26 protein-coding genes and 2 pseudogenes are annotated in these 21,889 nt (G+C 52.7%); 18 read left to right on the forward strand and 10 right to left on the reverse strand.

The features are described from left to right. Positions 1 to 11 precede the first annotated feature (11 nt). The 3 genes from rnjA to NSQ51_RS05100 form a co-directional block, all read right to left on the reverse strand. A complete protein-coding gene (gene rnjA, locus NSQ51_RS05090) occupies positions 12 to 1,679 on the reverse strand; it encodes a ribonuclease J1 (RefSeq protein WP_033016220.1) in 1,668 nt (555 codons plus the stop codon). Continuing rightward, positions 1,676 to 1,891 carry a DNA-dependent RNA polymerase subunit epsilon gene (locus NSQ51_RS05095; RefSeq protein WP_033008480.1) on the reverse strand — a complete coding sequence of 72 codons (216 nt, stop codon included), beginning with the start codon at positions 1,889 to 1,891 and terminating at the stop codon, positions 1,676 to 1,678. Before NSQ51_RS05095 ends, rnjA begins: the two co-directional genes overlap by 4 nt. Positions 1,892 to 2,038: 147 nt before the next feature. Beyond that, positions 2,039 to 2,173 carry a hypothetical protein gene (locus tag NSQ51_RS05100; protein ID WP_255350129.1) on the reverse strand — a complete coding sequence of 45 codons (135 nt, stop codon included), beginning with the start codon at positions 2,171 to 2,173 and terminating at the stop codon, positions 2,039 to 2,041. A gap of 183 nt (positions 2,174 to 2,356) precedes the next feature. Here NSQ51_RS05100 and NSQ51_RS05105 point away from each other — a divergent pair, with 183 nt between their 5' ends. Continuing rightward, complete coding sequence (locus NSQ51_RS05105) at positions 2,357 to 3,133, forward strand: Cof-type HAD-IIB family hydrolase (RefSeq protein ID WP_033016218.1); 777 nt, start codon at positions 2,357 to 2,359, stop codon at positions 3,131 to 3,133. 56 nt (positions 3,134 to 3,189) lie between these two features. Here NSQ51_RS05105 and def read toward each other — a convergent pair whose 3' ends face one another. Further along, the gene (gene def, locus NSQ51_RS05110; RefSeq protein ID WP_033016217.1) at positions 3,190 to 3,744 is read right to left on the reverse strand and encodes a peptide deformylase; all 555 of its coding nucleotides are present in this window, start codon (positions 3,742 to 3,744) and stop codon (positions 3,190 to 3,192) included. A 529-nt stretch (positions 3,745 to 4,273) separates the two neighbouring features. Between def and pdhA the strand changes: the two genes are divergently transcribed. From pdhA to NSQ51_RS05135, 5 genes are all read left to right on the forward strand, one after another. Beyond that, positions 4,274 to 5,383, forward strand: a complete 1,110-nt coding sequence (pdhA, locus tag NSQ51_RS05115; protein WP_033016215.1) for a pyruvate dehydrogenase (acetyl-transferring) E1 component subunit alpha — start codon at positions 4,274 to 4,276, stop codon at positions 5,381 to 5,383. Positions 5,384 to 5,386: 3 nt separating this feature from the next. Further along, complete coding sequence (gene pdhB, locus NSQ51_RS05120; protein ID WP_033016213.1) at positions 5,387 to 6,364, forward strand: pyruvate dehydrogenase complex E1 component subunit beta; 978 nt, start codon at positions 5,387 to 5,389, stop codon at positions 6,362 to 6,364. 73 nt (positions 6,365 to 6,437) lie between these two features. Then, entirely contained in the window at positions 6,438 to 7,724 is a 1,287-nt protein-coding gene (locus NSQ51_RS05125; RefSeq protein ID WP_033016211.1) for a dihydrolipoamide acetyltransferase family protein, read from the forward strand. Positions 7,725 to 7,728: 4 nt separating this feature from the next. Then, a complete protein-coding gene (lpdA, locus tag NSQ51_RS05130) occupies positions 7,729 to 9,141 on the forward strand; it encodes a dihydrolipoyl dehydrogenase (RefSeq protein ID WP_049624544.1) in 1,413 nt (470 codons plus the stop codon). 134 nt (positions 9,142 to 9,275) lie between these two features. After that, entirely contained in the window at positions 9,276 to 9,518 is a 243-nt protein-coding gene (locus tag NSQ51_RS05135) for a hypothetical protein (protein ID WP_049624556.1), read from the forward strand. Positions 9,519 to 9,583: 65 nt separating this feature from the next. Here NSQ51_RS05135 and NSQ51_RS05140 read toward each other — a convergent pair. Then, positions 9,584 to 9,964: pseudogene (locus tag NSQ51_RS05140) on the reverse strand (DUF1885 family protein). 202 nt (positions 9,965 to 10,166) lie between these two features. On the opposite strand from NSQ51_RS05140, the gene NSQ51_RS05145 reads away from it, so the two are divergent. After that, positions 10,167 to 10,295, forward strand: a complete 129-nt coding sequence (locus NSQ51_RS05145) for a GapA-binding peptide SR1P (protein WP_033016209.1) — start codon at positions 10,167 to 10,169, stop codon at positions 10,293 to 10,295. A 111-nt stretch (positions 10,296 to 10,406) separates the two neighbouring features. Here NSQ51_RS05145 and NSQ51_RS05150 read toward each other — a convergent pair whose 3' ends face one another. Further along, positions 10,407 to 11,879 carry an aminotransferase class I/II-fold pyridoxal phosphate-dependent enzyme gene (locus NSQ51_RS05150; RefSeq protein ID WP_033016207.1) on the reverse strand — a complete coding sequence of 491 codons (1,473 nt, stop codon included), beginning with the start codon at positions 11,877 to 11,879 and terminating at the stop codon, positions 10,407 to 10,409. Between the two features lie 229 nt (positions 11,880 to 12,108). On the opposite strand from NSQ51_RS05150, the pseudogene NSQ51_RS05155 reads away from it, so the two are divergent. From NSQ51_RS05155 to NSQ51_RS05175, 5 genes and pseudogenes are all read left to right on the forward strand, one after another. Continuing rightward, positions 12,109 to 12,300: pseudogene (locus NSQ51_RS05155) on the forward strand (nitronate monooxygenase); the annotation flags it as partial. After that, positions 12,242 to 12,412 carry a hypothetical protein gene (locus NSQ51_RS05160; protein ID WP_183083996.1) on the forward strand — a complete coding sequence of 57 codons (171 nt, stop codon included), beginning with the start codon at positions 12,242 to 12,244 and terminating at the stop codon, positions 12,410 to 12,412. The pseudogene NSQ51_RS05155 and the gene NSQ51_RS05160, both read left to right, overlap by 59 nt. A 16-nt stretch (positions 12,413 to 12,428) precedes the next feature. Further along, complete coding sequence (locus NSQ51_RS05165; RefSeq protein WP_033008499.1) at positions 12,429 to 12,737, forward strand: UPF0223 family protein; 309 nt, start codon at positions 12,429 to 12,431, stop codon at positions 12,735 to 12,737. An 87-nt stretch (positions 12,738 to 12,824) separates the two neighbouring features. Beyond that, entirely contained in the window at positions 12,825 to 13,040 is a 216-nt protein-coding gene (locus tag NSQ51_RS05170) for a hypothetical protein (RefSeq protein WP_171697956.1), read from the forward strand. A gap of 100 nt (positions 13,041 to 13,140) precedes the next feature. Next, a complete protein-coding gene (locus NSQ51_RS05175; RefSeq protein ID WP_033016203.1) occupies positions 13,141 to 13,935 on the forward strand; it encodes an inositol monophosphatase family protein in 795 nt (264 codons plus the stop codon). Between the two features lie 72 nt (positions 13,936 to 14,007). Here NSQ51_RS05175 and NSQ51_RS05180 read toward each other — a convergent pair whose 3' ends face one another. Continuing rightward, complete coding sequence (locus NSQ51_RS05180; protein ID WP_160315647.1) at positions 14,008 to 14,181, reverse strand: DUF5325 family protein; 174 nt, start codon at positions 14,179 to 14,181, stop codon at positions 14,008 to 14,010. A gap of 155 nt (positions 14,182 to 14,336) precedes the next feature. On the opposite strand from NSQ51_RS05180, the gene typA reads away from it, so the two are divergent. The 3 genes from typA to NSQ51_RS05195 all read left to right on the forward strand — a co-directional run bounded on the left by typA (position 14,337) and on the right by NSQ51_RS05195 (position 16,905). Continuing rightward, entirely contained in the window at positions 14,337 to 16,181 is a 1,845-nt protein-coding gene (gene typA / locus NSQ51_RS05185) for a translational GTPase TypA (protein ID WP_049624546.1), read from the forward strand. Between the two features lie 134 nt (positions 16,182 to 16,315). Next, entirely contained in the window at positions 16,316 to 16,624 is a 309-nt protein-coding gene (locus NSQ51_RS05190; RefSeq protein WP_033008502.1) for a YlaH-like family protein, read from the forward strand. After that, positions 16,621 to 16,905 (forward strand): hypothetical protein, encoded by a 285-nt coding sequence (locus tag NSQ51_RS05195; RefSeq protein ID WP_033008503.1) that lies wholly within the window; start codon positions 16,621 to 16,623, stop codon positions 16,903 to 16,905. Before NSQ51_RS05190 ends, NSQ51_RS05195 begins: the two co-directional genes overlap by 4 nt. 57 nt (positions 16,906 to 16,962) lie before the next feature. On the opposite strand, the gene NSQ51_RS05200 is transcribed toward NSQ51_RS05195, so the two are convergent. Both NSQ51_RS05200 and NSQ51_RS05205 read right to left on the reverse strand, forming a co-directional pair. Beyond that, positions 16,963 to 17,163: a YlaI family protein gene (locus NSQ51_RS05200; protein ID WP_033016199.1), complete on the reverse strand. Its 201-nt coding sequence runs from the start codon at positions 17,161 to 17,163 to the stop codon at positions 16,963 to 16,965. A gap of 215 nt (positions 17,164 to 17,378) precedes the next feature. Next, positions 17,379 to 17,975, reverse strand: coding sequence for a YhcN/YlaJ family sporulation lipoprotein (locus NSQ51_RS05205; protein WP_033016198.1), 597 nt, complete (start codon positions 17,973 to 17,975; stop codon positions 17,379 to 17,381). A gap of 134 nt (positions 17,976 to 18,109) precedes the next feature. Here NSQ51_RS05205 and NSQ51_RS05210 point away from each other — a divergent pair, with 134 nt between their 5' ends. Beyond that, positions 18,110 to 19,441, forward strand: a complete 1,332-nt coding sequence (locus NSQ51_RS05210) for a PhoH family protein (RefSeq protein ID WP_049624547.1) — start codon at positions 18,110 to 18,112, stop codon at positions 19,439 to 19,441. 118 nt (positions 19,442 to 19,559) lie between these two features. On the opposite strand, the gene NSQ51_RS05215 is transcribed toward NSQ51_RS05210, so the two are convergent. Continuing rightward, entirely contained in the window at positions 19,560 to 20,066 is a 507-nt protein-coding gene (locus tag NSQ51_RS05215; protein WP_049624548.1) for a hypothetical protein, read from the reverse strand. A gap of 169 nt (positions 20,067 to 20,235) precedes the next feature. On the opposite strand from NSQ51_RS05215, the gene NSQ51_RS05220 reads away from it, so the two are divergent. Then, positions 20,236 to 20,523: a YlaN family protein gene (locus tag NSQ51_RS05220; protein ID WP_033008511.1), complete on the forward strand. Its 288-nt coding sequence runs from the start codon at positions 20,236 to 20,238 to the stop codon at positions 20,521 to 20,523. 121 nt (positions 20,524 to 20,644) lie between these two features. Then, complete coding sequence (locus NSQ51_RS05225; RefSeq protein ID WP_033016195.1) at positions 20,645 to 21,856, forward strand: FtsW/RodA/SpoVE family cell cycle protein; 1,212 nt, start codon at positions 20,645 to 20,647, stop codon at positions 21,854 to 21,856. Positions 21,857 to 21,889: the final 33 nt, after the last annotated feature.

The following is a 21,889-nucleotide window of genomic DNA, read 5'->3' on the forward strand; positions in this document are numbered from 1 at the left end:
CCCTTTTTTCTTTAGATTTCCATGATGATCGGCAAAATCATTGGCCGCCGTTTCGTCCGCTCGTACAAGAACGGAGCGAGCGTTTCCGTAATTTCGTTTTTGATCTCCGACCATTGGTTCGTTTTCCGTTCCAGCACTTTTTCGAGATGCTTGGAGATCAACACTTGCGCTTCGCTGATTAAGTCACCTGACTCACGCATATAGACGAAGCCGCGAGAAATAATGTCCGGGCCGGCGGCGATTTTGAATTCTTTCATGTTGATGCTGACGACAACGATGACGAGTCCTTCCTCTGACAAAATGCGGCGGTCGCGCAAGACGATGTTGCCGATGTCGCCGACGCCGCTACCGTCAATATAAACGGAGCCGGACGGAATTTTGCCGACGATGCGCGCCTCGTGTTCACTGATGCCGAGCACCTCGCCATTGTCCATAATAAAGCAGTTTTCCTCCGGCACGCCGCAGTCAATGGCGAGCTTGGCGTGCATTTTTTGCATCCGGTATTCGCCGTGGATCGGCATGAAATATTTTGGCTTCATGAGCCGGATCATCAGTTTTTGCTCTTCTTGCCCGCCGTGGCCGGACGTATGGATGTCGTTAAGCGGGCCGTGGATCACTTCCGCACCGGCTCTGCACAGCATGTTGATCGTCCGGTTGACGCTCACGGTGTTGCCCGGAATTGGCGATGAGGAGAAAACAACCGTGTCGCCTGGGATGATTTGAATTTGCCGGTGCGTGCCGTTGGCGATGCGCGACAACGCCGCCATCGGCTCGCCTTGGCTGCCGGTGCACAAAATCGTCACCCGATTGGCCGGCAGGCGGTTGATTTCGTTAGCGTCAACAAACGTGCCTTTTGGGCATTTGATGTAACCGAGTTCTTGGCCGATTTCAATCGCCGCTTCCATGCTACGGCCGAAGACAGCGATTTTCCGGTTGTTGGCGACCGCCGCTTCGGTCACTTGTTGAAGCCGATGGATGTTGGACGCAAACGTTGCAAAAATAATCCGGCCGTTCACTTTGCGGAAAATGTCGTGGATGCTCTCGCCGACGCGCCGCTCGGACATCGTGAAATGCGGAATTTCACTGTTCGTGCTGTCCGAGAGCAAGCAAAGCACGCCTTCCTTCCCTATTTCTGCCATTTTTGTCAAATTTGCCGGTTCGCCGACCGGTGTAAAGTCGAATTTAAAGTCTCCTGTGTGGACGATTTGGCCAACCGGCGTTTTAACGACGATGCCGTAGCTGTCCGGAATGCTGTGCGTCGTCCGGAAAAAAGTGACCGCTGTTTTTTGGAAGCGAATGACATCCTCTTCGCGAATTTCAATGAGTTTTGCCTGACGCAGCAACCCGTGCTCTTCGAGTTTATTGCGGATGAGCCCGAGCGCCAGCTTGCCGCCGTAAATCGGGATGTTCACCTGCCGGAGCAAATACGGAATGCCGCCGATATGGTCTTCATGCCCATGGGTAATGAACAGCCCTTTCACTTTTTCCGCGTGCTTGACTAAATACGAATAGTCCGGGATGACGTAGTCGATGCCGAGCAATTCGTCTTCTGGAAACTTGATGCCCGCGTCAATCACAATAATTTCGTCTTGAAATTGTACGCCATATGTATTTTTCCCGATTTCACCCAGTCCGCCGAGGGCAAACACACCGACTTGCTGATCCGTTAATAGTTTCATGATGAGATCTCCAATACTTGAAAATTAGCGCTTTTCTTTTCGTACTCCAAATGCGCCCCCTCTAACGGCTGAATATACTCGATATTGATCGGACGGTTTTGCAACTTTTGGCGTACTTCCCGCTCTGATTCTGCTTCAATGTAGAGCGTTTTCGTTTTTTCTCTCACGGGCACCTCTTCCGCGTTGTCTTGGTAAAACACTTTGAAAATCATGACCGAATCTCTCCTTATCGTACAATGATTGCTTTTCCATTATATAAAAATGCAACCCCGTTTTCATGTTTTTTGTCGTTCAAAAGCAAAAAAACAGGCGGGAGGTGTGCCGACGGTACGTATCATCTTTGACGGATTTTGGCCGTTTCATTCGCCAAAGTGGGAAAGAAGCCCTTCCGTCCGAAGGGCTGTTGTTGGAACAGTTAGGCGATCAATTTTTTCCGGAGCAAATCTTTCCACTGTTGAAGCAGCTTTTTTTTCAGCTTTTTCAACATTTTTCATCACTCCTTACTTTTTATTGTACTCAATTTGCGACGAAAGTAAATGTTTCTATTATATATGTTATGTAGGTAGAGGCTTGTTTTTCATGGGGAAAAATGGAACGAACCGTGTATTTCGGTTGACATTCCAATTGTTTTTCAGTACGGTAAACAGTGAATACATTTTCGGCAAGGAGAAGATAACGTGGGCAGAAAAATCGTGTTTTTCGACATTGACGGCACGTTGCTTGATGAACAAAAACAGCTGCCGCCATCAACCGTTGAGGCGGTCCGCCAGCTAAAACAGGCCGGCGTCTATGTCGCCATCGCCACCGGCCGGGCGCCGTTTATGTTTGCGGATGTACGCCGCCAGCTTGGGATCGACTCGTTCGTCAGCTTCAACGGGCAATACGTCGTTTTTGAAGGAACTGTCCTGCATAAGCGTCCGCTCCGCCGCGAGAAAGTGCGGACGTTGGCTGAGGACGCCCACCGCAACGGTCATCCGCTCGTCTTTATGGACGCGGAGGAAATGAGGGCGAGCGTCGGCGACCATCCGCACATCCATGTCAGCATGGGAAGCTTGAAGTTTTCCCACCCGCCTGTCGATCCCCTTTATTACGAAAACAATGACATTTACCAAGCGCTGCTGTTTTGCCGCGCCGCAGAAGAAGAACCGTACGTGCGCAATTATCCAGAATTCCGTTTTGTCCGTTGGCACGATGTGTCGACCGATGTGCTGCCGGCAGGGGGATCGAAAGCGGAGGGGATCCGCCTGATGATTGAGAAGCTCGGGATTGACAAAGGCGATGTGTATGCGTTCGGCGATGGGCTGAACGACATTGAAATGTTGTCGTTCGTCGGAACAGGAGTGGCGATGGGAAATGCCCATGAGGAAGTGAAACGGGTCGCCGATTTTGTAACGAAACCGGTCAGTGAAGAAGGCATATGGCACGGATTGAAACAATTGCAATTGATTCCATAAACAGCTGCCCCGCCGCTCATTCGGCGGGGCAGCTGTTTGGCATGGCCGGCCACGGTTCAGCGCCCGATCGGGATCGCCCCGTCTGGCACTTGGAACGGGTCGGCTGGATTGATGCGGTCATAAAACATAATGCCGTTTAAATGGTCGATTTCATGCTGGAAGACGATGGCCGGCAATCCTTTGAGGCGCAAGGTGACTTCCTCGCCGTCGAGCGTCGTGCCGGTGACCGTGATGCGGGCATAGCGCAGTACGTATCCGGGCACATCACGGTCGACCGACAGGCAGCCTTCCCCCGTCGTCAAATAACATTGCTGCACAGAGTGGCTGACGATTTTCGGATTGAACAAGGCATAGCTGTACAGCGTTCCGTTTTCATCAGTGACATGAACGGCAATCATCCGTTTGGAGACGTTGATTTGCGGAGCGGCGAGGCCGATGCCGGGCCGCAGGCCGTATTTGGCCGCCAGTTCCGGATCTTGGCTCATTTTCACATAGTCAAGCAAGCTTTGCAAAATGCGTTTGTCTTCCTCTGAAGGCGGCAGCGGAACGGGCTCAGCCACTTTCCGCAGCGTCGGATGCCCTTCTTTAATGATATCTTTCATGGTGATCATTCGCCTTTTCACTCCTGTCTCTCGCATCGCGGTCTACAGTGTTAGTCTAACAAAAATGCCTGTGCGCCGTAAATGAAAATGCGGCCGTCTGGAGATATTATCGGCGTATAAGGAATAAATTGGAAAATAAACTTAAGAAAGCGCTGTCAATAACATGAACGGACATTGCGTTTTGCATTTCCCGAAAAATATAATACAGAATTAATACAGTGTTGTTTCGATGTGGTATAACAGATGGTTTCAGGAATGTTCCTGATTCCAAATACAACCAGGAGACAAAAGGGAAAGCAACGGAAAATCAAAGTCGTTGACGGCGTGAAAAATAAAGTGTAAACTAAAACTTGAGAACAGACGCTGTGTTAATGAGGATATAAAAAATAGTAATACAGATGTCGGCGCCGTTTTCGGTTTCCGTTGCGCCAAGCGGCGGCTGCTTTTTATTTCTTCTTTACTTTTGGGTACATTAATAGTATATGGATGAAGACAGCCTGATTTCCAAATTTCTTGATGAAAGGCAGAGGTGAACAAGATGGGTGTAAAGACCTTCCAATTCCCATTTGCGGAGCAGCTCGAGAAAGTGGCCGAGCAGTTCCCGACATTTCAAATTTTGAATGAGGAAGGAGAAGTCGTCAATGAAGAGGCGATGCCGGAGCTGAGCGATGAGCAGCTGAAAGAGCTGATGCGTCGCATGGTGTATACGCGCATTCTTGACCAGCGCTCCATTTCGTTGAACCGCCAAGGGAGACTCGGGTTTTATGCGCCGACCGCCGGGCAGGAAGCGAGCCAAATTGCCAGCCATTTTGCATTGGAAAAAGAAGATTTTATTTTGCCGGGATACCGCGACGTTCCGCAAATCATTTGGCATGGGCTTCCGCTGTATCAGGCGTTTTTGTTCTCGCGCGGCCATTTCCATGGTAACCAAATTCCAGAAGGCGTAAACGTCCTGCCGCCGCAAATCATTATCGGCGCCCAATACATCCAAGCAGCTGGTGTGGCGCTCGGCTTGAAAATGCGGGGCAAAAAAGCAGTGGCGATTACATATACGGGCGACGGCGGCACGTCGCAAGGCGATTTCTACGAAGGGATCAACTTTGCGGGGGCGTTTAAGGCGCCGGCCATCTTTGTCGTGCAAAACAACCGCTTTGCCATCTCGACGCCGGTCGAAAAGCAAACCGTTGCCAAAACATTGGCGCAAAAAGCAGTCGCCGCCGGCATTCCGGGCATTCAAGTTGACGGCATGGACCCGCTTGCGGTCTACGCAGCGGTCAAAGCTGCTCGCGAGCGCGCCATTAACGGCGAAGGGCCGACGCTCATTGAAACGCTCTGCTTCCGCTATGGCCCGCATACGATGTCCGGTGACGATCCAACGCGCTATCGTTCGAAAGAGTTGGAAAACGAATGGGCGAAGAAAGACCCACTCGTGCGTTTCCGCAAGTTTTTAGAGGCGAAAGGCTTGTGGAGCGAAGAAGAAGAAAACAACGTTATTGAACAGGCAAAAGAAGAGATTAAAGAAGCGATCAAGAAAGCGGACGAAACGCCGAAGCAAAAAGTAACCGACTTGATCAGCATCATGTTTGAAGAGCTGCCGTTCAATTTGAAGGAGCAGTATGAAATTTACAAAGAGAAGGAGTCGAAGTAAGCCATGGCGCAAATGACAATGGTTCAGGCGATCACCGATGCGCTGCGTATCGAGTTGAAAAATGATCCGAACGTGCTCATTTTCGGGGAAGACGTTGGGGTCAACGGCGGCGTATTCCGAGCGACGGAAGGGCTGCAGGCCGAATTTGGCGAAGATCGCGTTTTTGACACGCCGCTCGCCGAATCAGGAATCGGCGGCTTGGCGATCGGTTTGGCGCTGCAAGGGTTTCGCCCGGTGCCGGAAATCCAGTTTTTCGGCTTCGTGTATGAAGTGATGGATTCGATTTGCGGGCAAATGGCGCGAATCCGCTATCGTACGGGCGGACGCTACCATATGCCGATTACGATCCGTTCTCCGTTTGGCGGCGGCGTCCATACGCCGGAGTTGCACTCAGACAGCTTGGAAGGGCTTGTCGCCCAACAGCCAGGCTTGAAGGTTGTCATTCCGTCGACGCCGTATGATGCGAAAGGGCTGCTCATCTCGGCGATTCGCGACAACGACCCGGTCATTTTCCTTGAACATTTGAAGCTGTACCGTTCGTTCCGTCAGGAAGTGCCGGAAGGGGAATACACGATTCCGATCGGCAAGGCGGACATTAAGCGGGAAGGAAAAGACATCACGATCATCGCGTACGGCGCCATGGTGCATGAATCGTTAAAAGCGGCGGCAGAATTAGAGAAGGAAGGCATTTCTGCCGAAGTCGTCGACTTGCGTACCGTGCAGCCGCTCGATATTGAAACGATCATCGGTTCGGTCGAAAAAACGGGCCGCGCCATTGTCGTTCAAGAAGCGCAACGGCAGGCTGGCATCGCCGCCAACGTCGTGGCGGAGATTAACGAACGCGCCATCTTAAGCCTTGAGGCGCCGGTGTTGCGCGTGGCCGCTCCGGACACGGTCTATCCGTTTGCTCAGGCGGAATCGGTATGGCTGCCAAACTTTAAAGATGTAATCGAAACGGCGAAAAAAGTGATGAACTTCTAACAGCGGACAAATTCGGGGGAGCGGAACGCCTTCCCCCGCCCATTTTCGGCAAACGATAGGAGGTAGACAGACAGTGGCTTTTGAATTTAAGCTGCCGGACATTGGCGAAGGCATCCACGAAGGTGAAATTGTCAAATGGTTTGTGAAACCGGGCGATGAAGTGAACGAAGACGATGTATTGTGCGAAGTGCAAAATGACAAGGCGGTTGTCGAAATTCCCTCCCCGGTCAAAGGGAAAGTGCTTGAAATCCTCGTCCCGGAGGGAACAGTGGCAACGGTCGGGCAAACGCTCATCACGCTCGATGCGCCGGGTTATGAAAACATGACGTTTAAAGGACAAGAGCAAGAAGAAGCGAAAAAAGAGGAAAAAACGGAAACGGTGTCGAAAGAGGAAAAGGTTGACGCTGTCGCTCCCAATGCACCGGCAGCTGAAGCGGAGGCTGGCCCGAACCGCCGCGTCATCGCCATGCCGTCCGTGCGCAAGTATGCGCGCGAAAAAGGCGTCGATATTCGGCTTGTCCAAGGAACGGGCAAAAACGGCCGCGTCCTGAAAGAAGATATTGACGCTTTCCTTGCCGGCGGCGCAAAACCGGCACCGGCCGCAGCGGAGGAAAAAGCGGCGCCGGCCGCAGCGAAACCGGCGACGACAGAAGGCGAATTCCCGGAAACGCGCGAGAAAATGAGCGGCATCCGTCGGGCGATTGCCAAAGCGATGGTGCATTCCAAACATACCGCTCCGCACGTGACGCTGATGGACGAAGCCGATGTGACGAAGCTTGTTGCTCACCGAAAAAAATTCAAGGCTATTGCCGCGGAAAAAGGCATCAAGCTGACGTTTTTGCCGTACGTCGTCAAAGCGCTCGTTTCCGCGCTGCGTGAATACCCAGTGTTGAATACGTCCATTGATGATGAGACGGAAGAAATCATCCAGAAGCATTATTACAATATCGGCATCGCCGCTGATACGGACCGCGGCTTGCTTGTGCCGGTCATTAAACATGCCGATCGCAAGCCGATTTTCGCCTTGGCGCAAGAAATCAATGAGCTCGCCGAGAAAGCGCGCGACGGCAAACTGACGCCGGGAGAAATGAAAGGCGCTTCATGCACGATTACAAACATCGGTTCGGCTGGCGGGCAATGGTTTACCCCGGTCATCAACCATCCGGAAGTGGCGATTCTTGGCATCGGCCGCATTGCGGAAAAGCCGATCGTCCGTGACGGTGAAATTGTCGCTGCCCCGATGCTGGCGCTCTCGCTCAGCTTTGACCACCGGATGATCGACGGGGCGACAGCGCAAAAAGCGCTCAACCATATCAAACGGCTGTTGAGTGACCCGGAATTATTACTAATGGAGGCGTAAAACGATGGTAGTTGGCGATTTTGCAATTGAAACGGAAACGCTTGTCGTCGGCGCCGGTCCTGGCGGGTATGTCGCCGCCATCCGCGCCGCGCAGCTCGGACAAAAAGTGACGATTGTGGAAAAGGGCAATTTAGGCGGCGTCTGCTTAAATGTTGGCTGCATCCCGTCAAAGGCGCTGATCTCCGCAAGCCACCGCTATGAGCAGGCGAAGCATTCCGAAGAAATGGGCATTAAGGCGGAGAACGTCACCATCGATTTTGCCAAAGTGCAAGAATGGAAAGCAAGCGTCGTGAAAAAATTAACGGGCGGCGTCGAAGGGCTGTTAAAAGGAAACAAAGTAGAGATCGTCAAAGGGGAAGCGTATTTTGTCGACGCCAATACGGTGCGTGTCGTCAACGGCGACAGCGCGCAGACGTATACGTTCAAAAACGCGATTATCGCCACCGGCTCGCGCCCGATTGAGCTGCCGAACTTCAAGTTTTCCAACCGCATTCTTGACTCGACGGGAGCTCTCAACCTTGGGGAAGTGCCGAAATCGCTCGTGGTCATCGGCGGCGGCTATATTGGCATCGAACTCGGTACGGCTTACGCCAACTTTGGGACGAAAGTGACCATTTTAGAAGGAGCCGGCGAAATTTTGTCCGGTTTTGAGAAGCAAATGGCTGCCATCATCAAGAAGCGCCTGAAGAAAAAAGGCGTTGAAGTCGTGACGAACGCATTGGCGAAAGGGGCCGAAGAACGCGAAGACGGCGTCACGGTCACGTATGAGGCGAACGGCGAAACGAAAACGATTGACGCCGACTATGTGTTGGTGACGGTCGGCCGCCGACCGAATACAGATGAACTTGGTCTTGAACAAATCGGCATCAAAATGACGAACCGCGGCTTGATTGAAGTGGACCAACAATGCCGGACAAGCGTGCCGAACATTTTTGCGATCGGCGACATCGTTCCAGGCCCGGCGCTTGCTCATAAAGCGTCGTATGAAGGGAAAGTGGCGGCGGAAGCCATCGCCGGCCATCCGTCGGTAGTGGATTACATCGCCATTCCGGCTGTGGTCTTCTCCGATCCGGAATGCGCGTCGGTCGGCTATTTTGAGCAGCAGGCGAAAGACGAGGGCATTGACGTCATTGCCGCGAAATTCCCGTTTGCTGCCAACGGCCGCGCCTTGGCGCTGAACGATACGGACGGCTTCTTGAAGCTCGTTGTCCGCAAAGAGGACGGCGTCGTCATTGGTGCGCAAATCATCGGTCCAAATGCTTCTGACATGATCGCCGAGCTTGGGCTCGCCATTGAAGCCGGCATGACGGCAGAAGACATCGCTTTGACGATCCATGCCCATCCGACGCTTGGCGAAATCGCCATGGAAGCGGCGGAAGTGGCGCTTGGCACACCGATTCATATCATTACGAAGTAACTGTGAAACGACCGGGCTTGGCCCGGTCGTTTTTCTTATCATGCGGGAATGGCGCATTTCTTGTCCTGTTTTTCATACTATTTTCCGCTTTCGTTTCATATCGTTATGGTAAAGAAAAGCGGGAGATGGAAATGATGAAAGCGTATGTCGCCTTTTTGCTGCAAATGATGATTTGGAGCAGTTTTTCCTTGATCGAGTGGCTGTCGGGGCGGGACCGGCCGTTTTTCCGCGGCTTGATGTTGTGCGTCTTCATGTACATAGCGTTTTTACTGGCGCGCCAGCTCGGCTTGGCGACGCGCAAAGCGCTCCTTACAACAGCTGCCACGGCGGCGGTGTATTTTACCGGCCAGCATTTCATATGGCAATATATTCCATGATCTGCCCCTTGGGTGCGGAAGCGGCGCGGTTCGGCGAACAAAAAACAGCGGTCCCATGCCGCTGTTTACGCGCGGCCGAACGACATCGTCCGGCCGCTGAATAAACGCAGTTCGCCGCCAAGCGTTTTGGCCATCCATTTGCTGAATTCGTTTGCTTTTCCTTTGTCCCCGTGCGTTGCTCCCGGCGCCAATGCCAGCTCAATCCTTGTTTCTTCTCCGGTTGTCCGCACGGCAATGGCCATCCCTTTGTATAAGCGGCCGTCGCCTTGCAAATAAAGAACGTGGTCGCGTTCATGCACCGTGTATGGAAAGGCTGCCTGCTCGTACGCCCATCCAAGCTACTCCCCCGTTTTGCGCAGCGCGGCTCGGTAACGTTCGAGCAACTGTTTGATTTCCTCGATGCTGATCGATTTTCCCCTCCCCGGCAGCTTTAGGCTTGCATTCAACGCCCTTCTCTCCTTTCGCCATCTTTTTGTCTCTCTCGTCTTCTTTGTACCATGTTTTTCCGGACTGCGGTGAAAAAGTTTGGTGTCATAAAAGAGCCGTCATAATCCTAAATGTGACATACAAATTTAGATTTACAATCTAAATATGATATATTATTATAAAACCAACAACAACATTTATCATCATAAAGGGGGTTTGGGGATGGGCACGATCGTATGCCAAACGTGTGAAGCGACAATTGCGTATTTTGAAGATGAAAAAGTGACAACGCTTTACGGGAAATGCGATTGCTGCGGTCATGACCGCGAGGACGGAGAAGAAAAAGAATAAGGCGGGCAAACAAACGGGGGAAGGAACGGATAGGCGCGCATGTGGGGCAAAGCACATGCGCGCCGTTGATTTTGGCCCAAAAAAACAAGCCGGGAAAACCGGCTTGTGCATTCAACGAATCGGCTTATATTCTTTGATGACGCGCAACGTCTGCAGCGTATCGTCCTCAGGGCCTTGCACCGGCAGGCCGGCGGCCAAGTTTGTCTCGATATACTTCAAATTTTCCTCCGTAATGATTTCACCGGGAATAAAAATCGGGATGCCCGGCGGATACACCATCACAAATTCCGCGATGATCCGTCCGGCTGACTCGTGAAACGGCACGACTTCTGTTTCTGCATAAAAGGCGTCGCGCGGCGTCAAGGCTAAGGCCGGGATATCCGGAAGCAGCACTTTCGGTTTGACTCCTTTTTCCGCCTGATGGCTGAACTCGTCCGACAGGCGGCGGAGGGCCGAAACGAGCAGCCCGGCTTCCCGCTCGCTGTCGCCTGGAGTGATGATGCACAAAATGTTATACAAATCCGAAAGCTCCACTTCGATGTTATACGTTTCGCGGAGCCATTGTTCGACATCATGGCCGGTCAAGCCGAGCTCCTTGACAGAGATGATCAGCTTCGTTGGATCGTAGTCGTACGTCGCTTCCGTGCCTAAAATTTCTTCACCGACGCAGTACAAATATGGAATTTCGTTGATTTGCCGCCGTGTCCATTCCGCGAGGCGGATCGCCTTGTCAATGAGCTCCCGCCCTTTCGTCGCCAGCTGTTTGCGGGCGACATCGAGCGAAGCGAGCAACAAATACGACGTCGACGTCGTCGTCAACATGCTTAAGATCGCTTGCACGTGCTTCGCGGAGACGAGCCCTTCGCGCACATTTAAAATCGAGCTTTGCGTCAGCGATCCGCCGAGCTTATGGACGCTTGTCGCCGCCATATCGGCCCCGGCTTGCATCGCGGAGAGCGGCAAGTCCTCATGAAAATGAATGTGCACGCCGTGCGCTTCGTCGACAAGCACCGGAACGTTGTACGAGTGGGCGATCTCGACGATTTTTTTCAAATCGCCGGCAATGCCAAAATACGTCGGGTTGATGACGAGCACCCCTTTGGCATCCGGGTGTTGGTGGAGCGCTTTTTCCACTGCCTGTGGCGTAATGCCGTGGGAAATACCGAGCTCCTTGTCAATTTCTGGATGGATGAAAATCGGCGTCGCCCCAGAAAAGACGATTGCAGACATGACCGATTTATGGACGTTGCGCGGCACAATAATTTTATCGCCCGGTCCGGCGACCGACATGACCATCGTCATGATCGCCCCGCTCGTCCCTTGCACTGAGAAAAACGTGTAATCGGCGCCGAACGCTTCGGCGGCGAGCTCCTGTGCACGTTTGATCATCCCTTTCGGATGATGCAAATCGTCGAGCGGACTGATGTTGATTAAATCGATCGCCAAGGCGTTTTCTCCGATGAAGGAGCGAAACTCCGGATCCATGCCGGCCCCTTTTTTATGGCCGGGGATGTGAAATTGAACCGGATTTTTTTTCATATGCTCCAACAGTCCGGTAAACAATGGTGTTTCGAGTTGTGACAATGGTTCCCCACACCTCTTTACCTTAAAAATAAAACAAATGCATTATAGCATTTATTTGTTCGTTTGCAAAGAAGAAAAGAATGTTGCACCAAAAAAGGAGAATGGCGATCAAAACAAGAAGTAAAAGAAGGATAACATCAAAAAGGGGAATGAATCGATGGAATGGAACACGAGAGTGACCGAGTTGCTCGGCATTACATATCCAATCATTCAAGGGGGATGAGCCTATCTGGCGTACGCCGACTTGGACGCCGCCGTCTCCAACGCCGGCGGGCTCGGCCAAATTACGGCGATGTCGCTTGAAAGCCCGGAGCGCTTGCGCGAGGAAATCCGCAAAGTGAAAGAAAAGACGGACTGGCCGTTTGGAGTTAATTTTGCCATCGGCCAGCACGGCCGCCCGTTCGCTCATATGCTTGAGGCTCGCTTGGGCCGGACAGGCGATTGGGCTCATTCACGACATTCCGTCGGTCGCTGAACTGTTTGCCCGCATGATCGGCGAGGCGGAACAAATTCGGCGCCGTTGGGCAAACTAACAGCGGAGGTGAAACAATGGGCTATTCGTACCCGTTTTCGTATGATTGGTCGACGCAAGAAATCATCGATGTCATTAAATTTTTTACGGCGGTCGAAACGGCGTATGAGCGGGGGATGAAACGCGAAGAATTAATGGAGATATACCGCCGTTTCAAAGAGATCGTCCCGTCCAAAAGCGAGGAAAACCGGTTGTACGCCGAGTTTGAAAAGGAAAGCGGCTATTCATCGTACGCGGTCATCAAGCAGGTGAAAGAGGCAAAAAACGGCGACTGGATTCACATCGGGCCAAGCGGGCGAAACGCGGTAGGTAAACGCACAAATTAGTTGCATACACCCCTTTTTCCACATAATATTAAAATATAAAACAAAACGAAGCAGTACATTCCGTGAGGGGCGCCGGAAGTTTAGCTGATGATCGAGAAAGGGGTGCGGACGAAGATGAAAAAAACCGCCAATTCGCTGAAACGGCCAGACGGAGACAAACGCATGGCGGTGTTGCGGCTCGAACTTGATTATGAATTGGCGACGCTGTATGAAGCCATGATGGAAAACGATGAAGAAAAGAAAAGAGAATGCAAACGGCGGCTTGAAAAGCTGCGCCAAGAACTGATGCGCCTTCAAGTATGACCATTTTTAAGGCGAACCATCTTTGCGGTTCGTTTTTTTCTTGAGCGGTGCCCACCCCTTTCCGGCTGCTGCGTACATAATAAAAGCGGGAGGAATAGACATGGAAGGAAAATGGGAAGAGATCGACCAGTATGCCCGGCAATGGATTGCAGAAGCGGGACAGCGCATCCGCGCCTCGTTTGCGGAGCCGCTGACTGTGGAAACGAAGGAAAACCGCAACGACTTGGTGACGAACGTCGACCGCGGCATTGAGCAGTTTTTCGCCGAGCACATCCGCCGCCAATTTCCCGGCCATCGCCTGTTGGGCGAAGAAGGGTTCGGCGATGAGCTGGCCGCATTGGACGGCGTTGTATGGGTCATTGACCCGATTGACGGAACGATGAACTTTGTCCATCAGCGGCGCCACTTTGCCGTGTCGGTCGGCATTTTCGAAGATGGCGTCGGCCAGCTTGGCTATGTGTATGACGTTGTCTTTGACGAGCTGTATACCGCGCAAAAAGGGAAGGGGCTGTTTTTGAACGGCGAGCCGCTCGGCCGCTTGCAGCCGGCACCGGTGGCGGAATCGATCATCGCCATTAATGGCACATGGCTCATGGAAAATAAACGTCTCGACCATCGTCCACTCGTGAGGCTGGCCAAAGATGCGCGCGGCACGCGTTCGTACGGGTCGGCGGCGCTCGAGCTCGCCTATGTCGCAGCCGGCCGCTTGGACGCCTACATTTCGCCGCGCCTGTCGCCGTGGGATTTTGCCGGCGGGATGATTTTAATTGAAGAGGCGGGCGGAATCATGACGAACCTCGACGGAAAGCCGATCGATCTGCTCAACCGCAGCTCTGTGCTTGCCGCCAAGCCGGGCGTGCATGAGGAAATTTTGTATCGCTACCTTCGGGGCTGACGAGAAGGAGGCTGCGGCAAGAAAAGGGGCTGATCCAAAATGCGAGTGCGTTTTCGGATCAGTCCCGTTTTTTTATTCGCGCATCCGCTTTTTGCGAACGAACCCGGCGCCCATAATGGTGATAAACGTGAGCGTCGAGACGGCGATGCCGGTTGCGCTTTGCCTAGCGATGAAAACGCCGATCGCCATGACGGCGGCGACAGCGAGGATGGCGAGTAGCAGCGGCACAGGTTCGATGCGTTTCATCCGCTTGACTCCTTTCTCGGAAAATGAGGCGTCTTTTTCTAGTGTACCGGAAAATACGGCTCTTCACCAAACGTTATGTTGCATCTATATATGCTTGATTTTCTATGTTTTGTGATATAATAGACGAGCAGCTTGTCTAACAGGAGTGACCAACATTGACCAAGAAACGAATGGATCTTCGCAATATTGCGATTATCGCCCACGTCGACCATGGAAAAACGACGCTCGTCGACCAACTGCTCCGGCAGTCGGGGACATTCCGCGAAAACGAACAAGTCGAGGAGCGGGCGCTTGATCGCAACGATTTGGAGCGTGAGCGCGGCATTACGATTTTAGCCAAAAATACTGCTGTGTTGTATAAAGGGACGCGCATCAACATTTTGGATACACCGGGGCACGCCGATTTCGGCGGGGAAGTGGAGCGGATCATGCGCCTTGTTGACGGCGTCTTGCTTGTCGTCGATGCGTACGAAGGCTGTATGCCGCAAACGCGGTTTGTGCTCAAAAAAGCGCTTGAGCAGCAGCTTGTGCCGATTGTCGTCGTCAACAAAATCGACCGCGAGTTTGCCCGTCCGGCGGAAGTCGTCGATGAAGTGATCGACTTGTTTATTGAACTCGGCGCTTCGGAGGAGCAGCTTGAGTTTCCGGTCGTGTACACATCGGCGCTGCGCGGAACATCAAGCCTTGACCCGGACCGGCAAGGCGGGGACATGACCGCCTTGTTTGAGACGATCATCGAGCATATTCCGGCGCCGGCGGACAATCACGATGAACCGTTGCAATTCCAGGTGGCCCTGCTCGATTATAACGAATACGTGGGCCGCATCGGCATCGGGCGCATTTTCCGCGGCACGATGAAAACCGGCCAGCAAGTCGCCTTATTGAAGCGCGACGGCACCGTGAGACAGTTCCGCGTCACAAAGTTGTTCGGCTTTATTGGCTTAAAGCGGATCGAGATTGAAGAAGCCCACGCCGGCGACATCGTGGCTGTTGCGGGAATGGAAGACATTAACGTCGGCGAGACCGTTTGTCCGCCGGACCGCCAGGAACCGTTGCCGCCGCTTCATATTGATGAGCCGACGCTGAAAATGACCTTTCTTGTCAACAACAGCCCGTTTGCCGGGCGCGAAGGCAAATATGTGACGGCACGGAAGTTGGAAGAGCGGCTGCTCACCCAGCTTGAGACCGATGTCAGCCTGCGCGTCGAGCCGACCGATTCGCCGGATGCATGGATCGTTTCCGGACGCGGCGAGCTTCATTTAGCCATTCTAATTGAAAGCATGCGCCGAGAAGGGTATGAACTGCAAGTATCGAAGCCGGAAGTCATTGTCAAAGAGATCGATGGCGTTTTGTGCGAACCGATTGAACGAGTCGTGATCGACGTTCCGGAAGAGTATACCGGCGCCGTTATGGAATCGCTTGGCAGCCGCAAAGGCGAACTCGCCGATATGGTGCATGGAGACAACGGACAAGTGCGTCTCGTCTTTCTTGTGCCGTCGCGCGGGTTGATCGGCTATCGAAGCGAATTTATGTCGCTGACGCGTGGGTATGGCATTTTAAACCATTCATTTGACCATTACGCTCCCATGCAGCCTGGCGCGATCGGAGGCCGCCGCCAAGGGGTGCTCGTCTCGATGGAAACCGGCAAGGCGACAGCGTACAGCATTATGCAGCTTGAGGACCGCGGCACGATTTTTGTCGAGCCGGGCACAGAAGTGTACGAAGGAATGATCGTCGGCGAGCACAACCGGGAAAACGACCTTGTCGTCAACATTTGCCGCGAGAAGCATGTTACGAATGTGCGCTCATCGACGAAAGAGCAGACGGTGACGATGAAAAAGCCGCGCCTGCTGACGTTGGAAGAGGCGCTTGAGTATTTGAACGACGATGAATATTGCGAAGTGACGCCGGTTTCCATTCGTTTGCGCAAAAAAATCTTAAGCAAAAGCGAGCGCGAAAAAGCGGAGAAGAGAAAGAAAGCGGCGCAACAGGCAAAATAGAAGCGGCATGCCTTTGGCTAACCGGGAAAGCCCTGGATGCGCCGGCGTGTGCATGCTTCTGCCGCGCGGCGCTTGAGAGGAAACAAAACAAGGCTGCGTTTTGGCGGGCATTCGGGTGGACGGGAGGGAACAATATGAACGTGCTGGAACGGCTGACGTTTTTCGCCTCTCTTTATGACGTTGACGGCAATCCCGAGCGCGGCATGTGGCTGCTGTACGCCACGGTTTTGCTGCTGGCGGCGCTTGTTTACCGTCTCGGTTTTGCCCGCCGGCTGCCGCTGTTGAAAAGCGCCGTCATTTACGTCTTGCTGGCGCTCGGCTGCACAGTGTTAACGTTTTTCGCTGTTTTTTTGCCTGTGGCGGAAGGATTGGCGGTCGCCGCGCTCGTATTGCTCATTTATAAAATCCGCCTCAGGCAGGCGAAAGAGGGAGAAAAGCCATGAAATCGGTGCAAGACGCTCTTTACAACTGGCTGACAATCGAAATTGTCGCCGCCGCCCGCCCGCACGATGAGGCGGCGCGCGACACGGCGTCGTTTTTTCTGGCTATCTTGGAAAACAACTTCGGCGTGACGGCGGTGAAGGCCGCCAAAGACGAAGCGAGCGGGCGGTACGTTGTTGAATATAGGTGCGGCGGGGAAACAAAGACGGCTCATTTCCCTGTGGAGCTGGCGGAAGCGATATGGCGGCAGATCGAAGCCGAGCCTGAGAAGTACGGATCATAAAGAAAAAGAAGCAAAACCGGCACTGGAAAGCGGCCGCTTCTCAGTGCCGGTTTTTGGTTACCAATCCTCATCGGTGCGGTTGCCGCGATAGAAGCGGAATTTTCCTGTCGCCAGCCGCATCCGTGTTTTTTCCGCAATGCGGTCATGACATTGACGGCACATGTACGTATGGATCGGACGGTTGCGAAGCCGTTTGGCGAGCGGCGATTCATCGTCGATCGTGTCAATTTGTTCGCAAAGCACGCATTTGATTCTCATGGTTCACCTCAACAACTATATCAATGCACGTTGAAGCTTTAACGTTTTTTATTTTTCGACTGGCGGGCGGCCGAACAACACCGCCTTCTAGACAAATTGATTTGTCCGGAAGGCGGCTCGTTGTTCGGTTCTCTGTCACGCTAAAGCTTCTCCGGCTGTCATTAAGATCGAAAATGCCCCTCCCGATCCATTATACCACAGCGCAGCAGAATCGTTTAGCGGTTTAAGTGGTGGTTGGACTGCTTTTCTTGATGTTCGTTCAACTGCCGTTCCTCTTGGTTGTTCAACTGCCCGTCGTTTTCTTCGGTCGGATTTGGCGTCGTTTCAAACAGGTCGCTTGGCACTTCCGGCATCACCCGTCCAACGATGTCGGCGATTTCGTTCATGAATGCCTGCACAGGCCGCCCCTCATCAATTTGCCGGCCGATGTTGCGCACGCGCGTGTAAAGGTCCGGATCGGCGATAATAATTGCGTTGGCGCCGTACGGGTCTTTTTGTAGCGCTTCTGCAACGGAATATTTGATCGTGCCGACGCGTGAGGCGTCGACATTGGCGCCGACGTCAATGCCGACGATGGCGTACTTGCCCACAACGATCGCGGTAGCATCGTGAACGTTCGGCACACGGTTCGCGATCTCCGCAATCCGGCGGGCGATCTCCTGGCCCGATTTATTTTCTACCTGCTCATCAACCGTATTTCTGACGCGCACAAGCGAACGGTCCCCATCGTTTGCTTCATTGCTGTTTCCAACATTGCATCCGCCTAAAAGAAGAAGGGAGAAGGCGGCCAGCCATCCGAGTGTTTTCTTCATCTTTGTCCACCTCTGCTTTTTTGACTTTATTTTGCAAAAATCCTTCTATCTTTATACATTTTTTCATATGCTATACCACAGCCATTCCCATCCGGTATACAAGGCGGAAAACGGACGCTAGGGGGAAGCGGAATTTGGGAAAGAAAATCTATGTGCTTGATACAAACGTCCTCTTGCAAGACCCGTATTCAATTTTTTCGTTCGAGGACAACGAGGTCGTCATTCCGGCTGTCGTCCTGGAGGAAGTGGATTCGAAAAAGCGGTATATGGATGAGGTCGGGAGAAACGCCCGCCAGGTGTCGAAGCTGATCGACCGCCTGCGCGAGAACGGCAAGCTGCACGAGAAAATTCCGCTTGAAAACGGAGGGGTGCTGCGCATTGAACTGAACCACCGTTCATTCCATCAGCTTCAGGAAATTTTTGTCGAAAAAACGAACGACAACCGCATTTTGGCGGTGGCGAAAAACTTATCGCTTGAGGAACAAGCGAAAGAGGACGGACGTTCGGTCATTTTGGTGAGCAAAGATGCGCTCGTGCGCGTGAAAGCGGATGCCATCGGGCTGCAGGCCGAAGACTTCTTAAGCGACCGCGTCGTTGACATCGACCATATTTACACCGGGTTTTTGGAACTGTACATAGGGAGAGATCACCTGCAACGGTTTTATGATAAAGGGGAGCTCGTGTTGGCCGATATCGCTGATCACCCGTTTTACCCGAATCAGTTTATTATTATGAAAGACGCATTCGGCAGTTCCGCTTCGGCGATTGGCATCGTCGACCAAAACGGCAAAAAGGTGAAGAAGCTGATTTTTCATCATGAGCATATATGGGGCATTCGCCCGCGCAACGTGCAGCAAACGATGGCGTTTGAGCTGCTTATGCGCGACGATATTCCGCTCGTGACGTTAATCGGCAAGGCTGGAACCGGGAAAACGCTGCTCGCGCTTGCTGCCGGGCTCATGCAGACTGAAGACTTGCGCACGTACAAAAAGCTGCTTGTCGCGCGCCCGATCGTGCCGATGGGGAAAGACCTCGGCTTTTTGCCCGGGGAAAAGGAAGAAAAGCTGCGCCCGTGGATGCAGCCGATTTTTGACAACCTTGAGTATTTGTTCAACACGAAAAAGCCGGGGGAATTGGACGCCATTTTAGCCGGCATGAGCTCGATTGAAGTCGAGGCGCTCACCTACATTCGCGGCCGCAGCCTGCCGGAGCAGTTCATCATTATTGATGAGGCGCAAAACTTGACAAAGCATGAAGTGAAGACGATTTTGACGCGTGTCGGCGAAAAAAGCAAAATCATTTTAATGGGCGATCCGGAACAGATCGACCATCCATATTTGGATGAATACAACAACGGCTTGACGTATGTGGTCGAGAAATTCAAAGACCAAAAAATCGCCGGTCATATCCGCCTTGTCAAAGGAGAGCGTTCCGAGCTCGCCCAGCTCGCTGCCGACTTGCTTTAGCCCTCGTCTTCCAACCGGCCGCTTGGGAGGCTGCCAATCCTGCGTCACGCGAACGAACAGGAATGGCGGCCCCTCACGGCCGACCGAAAACCGGACGTCCTCTTGACGGAGCGTCTGGTCAGCGGACGATGAGCTGGCGCACATGGGTAATCGGCGCTTCGCGGTTCGAGCCGTCGCCGAAATAAATGTGCACCGGACCGTCATCGCGCAGCGGCTTTCCGTTTTTAGAAAAAGCAAAAATCAAATCGTGTGCTTTGTCGAGCGGGATCACCGTTTCCCCGCTTTCCGTCACGACGACAAGTTCAGAAGCGTCTTCGTGCGGTTCAGCGTTTTGCAAAAACGGAGCAAACGGCATGCCGAACGAACCGGTGATGATTTTCTCCTTCAAAAAACGCCGCTCGGTTTTCAATGTGGGCGGAAAGACGGCCCCCTCCTGAATTTCCCGGTCCCAAAACACCGACCGCTTTTTGATTTCTTCTTCCTCTTGCCCTGCCCCGGCTTGATCCGGTTTCGGATGCGAAAAATACGTGTCCAAATCGACTTTTCGGTCATCGAAAATCCAGACGCCAGGGTCGAGCGTAATCGTAAAGTTGACCTTTCCCGTCAGCATGATAATATCGCTCATCAAGACACCCTCTCCTCTGCATGTTGCCGCTGTTTTTAGTTTAGTATAATAATAAATAAAGCGTTTGTCATGTTCCAAGCCGGATTGCTGTCAATGGTTTCAACTTGCAAAATGGCTTGTTTCACGTTAAGATTTAAAGAAGGATAGGGGAGAGAACGGAGGGATCGATGTGACGGACGAATCGATGGGCTATCGCGAAAAGGCGTACGCGCTGCTGCAAGCCGATGCGGAAAAAATTATTCAGCTCATCCGCGTGCAAATGGATCATTTGACGATGCCGCAATGTCCGCTCTATGAGGAAGTGTTGGACACGCAAATGTTCGGCTTGTCGCGGGAAATCGACTTTGCGGTGCGCCTCGGGCTTGTGGAGGCCAAAGACGGAAAGGCGCTCCTTGACCGGCTTGAGCGCGAGCTTTCCGCGTTGCATGAAGCAGTGACAAAAAAGCGCGTACGATAACGATACATGGCAACTCAAACGATTGGCCTGCCGTCGTTTGAGTTTTTCTGTTTTTGGGCAGGAAATCGGCGCGCTGCTGCGAATGATTTATGTACATACGTGCAAACAGGGAAGAGGGACGATGGATCGACAATTATGGAAGAAAGTGTTGAAATGTTACGATTATCCGCTCATGGCCGCGGTCATTATGCTGTCGTTGTTCGGCCTGATTATGGTGTACAGCGCGAGCATGGTGACGGCCGTCATCCGTTTTGAGGTGCCGAGCGACTATTTTTATGAGCGGCAAAAGCATTGGCTCATCGCCGCGCTCGCTGCCTTTGCCATGATGGCTATTATTCCGTATAAAGTGTGGCGAAAAGAACGATTCGTGAAATTCGTTTTCTTCGCTTCCCCGCTGATGCTGATCGCGGTTGCGTTCCTTGGCCATACGGCCAACAATGCGACAAGCTGGTTTCGCGTTGGGGCGCTTTCCATCCAGCCGGCGGAGCTGGCCAAGCTCGGCCTGATTTTGTACTTGTCGGCGGCGTTTGCCAACAAGCGGAAACGGCTGGCTGAGCCGGTGAAAAGCAATTTATTCCCCATTTACTATACGCTGTTTATTTGTGCGTTGATCGCCATTCAGCCGGACTTCGGCACGGCGTTTATCGTTTTTGTCATCGCGGTGTGCATCATTCTTTCGTCTGGACTGCGCCTTACGTTGCTTTTCAAGCAGCTGCTCTTTTTCGCTTTGATCGCCGTGATGCTGTCGCCGCTTTGGCTTCCGTTCATGGGCAAAAAGATTTTTTCAAGAGAACGGTTGTCGCGCCTTTACAGTTTTTTGGATCCGTTTCAATATGCGGATACGGACGGCTATCAGCTCGTCAATTCGTATTTGGCGATCGGGATCGGCGGGCTGAAAGGGCTTGGGCTCGGAAAAGGCATCCAAAAGTACGGCTATTTGCCGGAGTCGCACACCGACTTTATTATGGCCGTCATTGCCGAAGAGCTCGGTTTGTTCGGCGTCATGTTCACGCTTGGGCTATTGGCGTTTATCGTGCTGCGCGGATTGTGGATCGCCCGCCGCTCGACTGATGCGTTCGGCAGCTTGCTCGCCATCGGCATTTCCGTCATGATCGGCTTCCAGACGTTTATTAACGTCGGCGGAGTCGTCGGGCTCATTCCCATCACCGGGGTGCCGCTGCCGCTCGTCAGCTACGGGGGGACATCGCTCGTCCTGATAATGGCCTCGCTCGGCTTACTGGTGAACATTTCGATGTTTACGAAGTATGAACAGCGATACAAAAAAAGCGAAAAACAAGCCGTGAACGCGTCAAAAAAAGGTCTGACTTTCTAGAAAGTGTATTTACAAAACGGCAAAACTTTTATA

This window comes from Geobacillus sp. FSL K6-0789 (genome assembly GCF_038593135.1).
Taxonomy (GTDB): Bacteria; Bacillota; Bacilli; order Bacillales; family Anoxybacillaceae; genus Geobacillus; species Geobacillus stearothermophilus.

What these genes read in the sequence shown, in the direction of transcription:
- NSQ51_RS05100 (WP_255350129.1), bottom strand. Translation starts at nt 2,173, where the DNA reads ATGAAAAATGTTGAAAAAGCTGAAAAAAAAGCTGCTTCAACAGTGGAA.
- NSQ51_RS05200 (WP_033016199.1), bottom strand. Translation starts at nt 17,163, where the DNA reads ATGAGAATCAAATGCGTGCTTTGCGAACAAATTGACACGATCGACGAT.
- def (WP_033016217.1), bottom strand. Translation starts at nt 3,744, where the DNA reads ATGATCACCATGAAAGATATCATTAAAGAAGGGCATCCGACGCTGCGG.
- NSQ51_RS05180 (WP_160315647.1), bottom strand. Translation starts at nt 14,181, where the DNA reads ATGAAACGCATCGAACCTGTGCCGCTGCTACTCGCCATCCTCGCTGTC.
- pdhA (WP_033016215.1), top strand. Translation starts at nt 4,274, where the DNA reads ATGGGTGTAAAGACCTTCCAATTCCCATTTGCGGAGCAGCTCGAGAAA.
- NSQ51_RS05170 (WP_171697956.1), top strand. Translation starts at nt 12,825, where the DNA reads ATGATCGAGAAAGGGGTGCGGACGAAGATGAAAAAAACCGCCAATTCG.
- NSQ51_RS05205 (WP_033016198.1), bottom strand. Translation starts at nt 17,975, where the DNA reads ATGAAGAAAACACTCGGATGGCTGGCCGCCTTCTCCCTTCTTCTTTTA.
- NSQ51_RS05195 (WP_033008503.1), top strand. Translation starts at nt 16,621, where the DNA reads ATGAAATCGGTGCAAGACGCTCTTTACAACTGGCTGACAATCGAAATT.
- NSQ51_RS05165 (WP_033008499.1), top strand. Translation starts at nt 12,429, where the DNA reads ATGGGCTATTCGTACCCGTTTTCGTATGATTGGTCGACGCAAGAAATC.
- NSQ51_RS05215 (WP_049624548.1), bottom strand. Translation starts at nt 20,066, where the DNA reads ATGAGCGATATTATCATGCTGACGGGAAAGGTCAACTTTACGATTACG.
- NSQ51_RS05175 (WP_033016203.1), top strand. Translation starts at nt 13,141, where the DNA reads ATGGAAGGAAAATGGGAAGAGATCGACCAGTATGCCCGGCAATGGATT.
- lpdA (WP_049624544.1), top strand. Translation starts at nt 7,729, where the DNA reads ATGGTAGTTGGCGATTTTGCAATTGAAACGGAAACGCTTGTCGTCGGC.
- pdhB (WP_033016213.1), top strand. Translation starts at nt 5,387, where the DNA reads ATGGCGCAAATGACAATGGTTCAGGCGATCACCGATGCGCTGCGTATC.
- rnjA (WP_033016220.1), bottom strand. Translation starts at nt 1,679, where the DNA reads ATGAAACTATTAACGGATCAGCAAGTCGGTGTGTTTGCCCTCGGCGGA.
- NSQ51_RS05145 (WP_033016209.1), top strand. Translation starts at nt 10,167, where the DNA reads ATGGGCACGATCGTATGCCAAACGTGTGAAGCGACAATTGCGTATTTT.
- NSQ51_RS05190 (WP_033008502.1), top strand. Translation starts at nt 16,316, where the DNA reads ATGAACGTGCTGGAACGGCTGACGTTTTTCGCCTCTCTTTATGACGTT.
- NSQ51_RS05095 (WP_033008480.1), bottom strand. Translation starts at nt 1,891, where the DNA reads ATGATTTTCAAAGTGTTTTACCAAGACAACGCGGAAGAGGTGCCCGTG.
- NSQ51_RS05135 (WP_049624556.1), top strand. Translation starts at nt 9,276, where the DNA reads ATGAAAGCGTATGTCGCCTTTTTGCTGCAAATGATGATTTGGAGCAGT.
- NSQ51_RS05225 (WP_033016195.1), top strand. Translation starts at nt 20,645, where the DNA reads ATGGATCGACAATTATGGAAGAAAGTGTTGAAATGTTACGATTATCCG.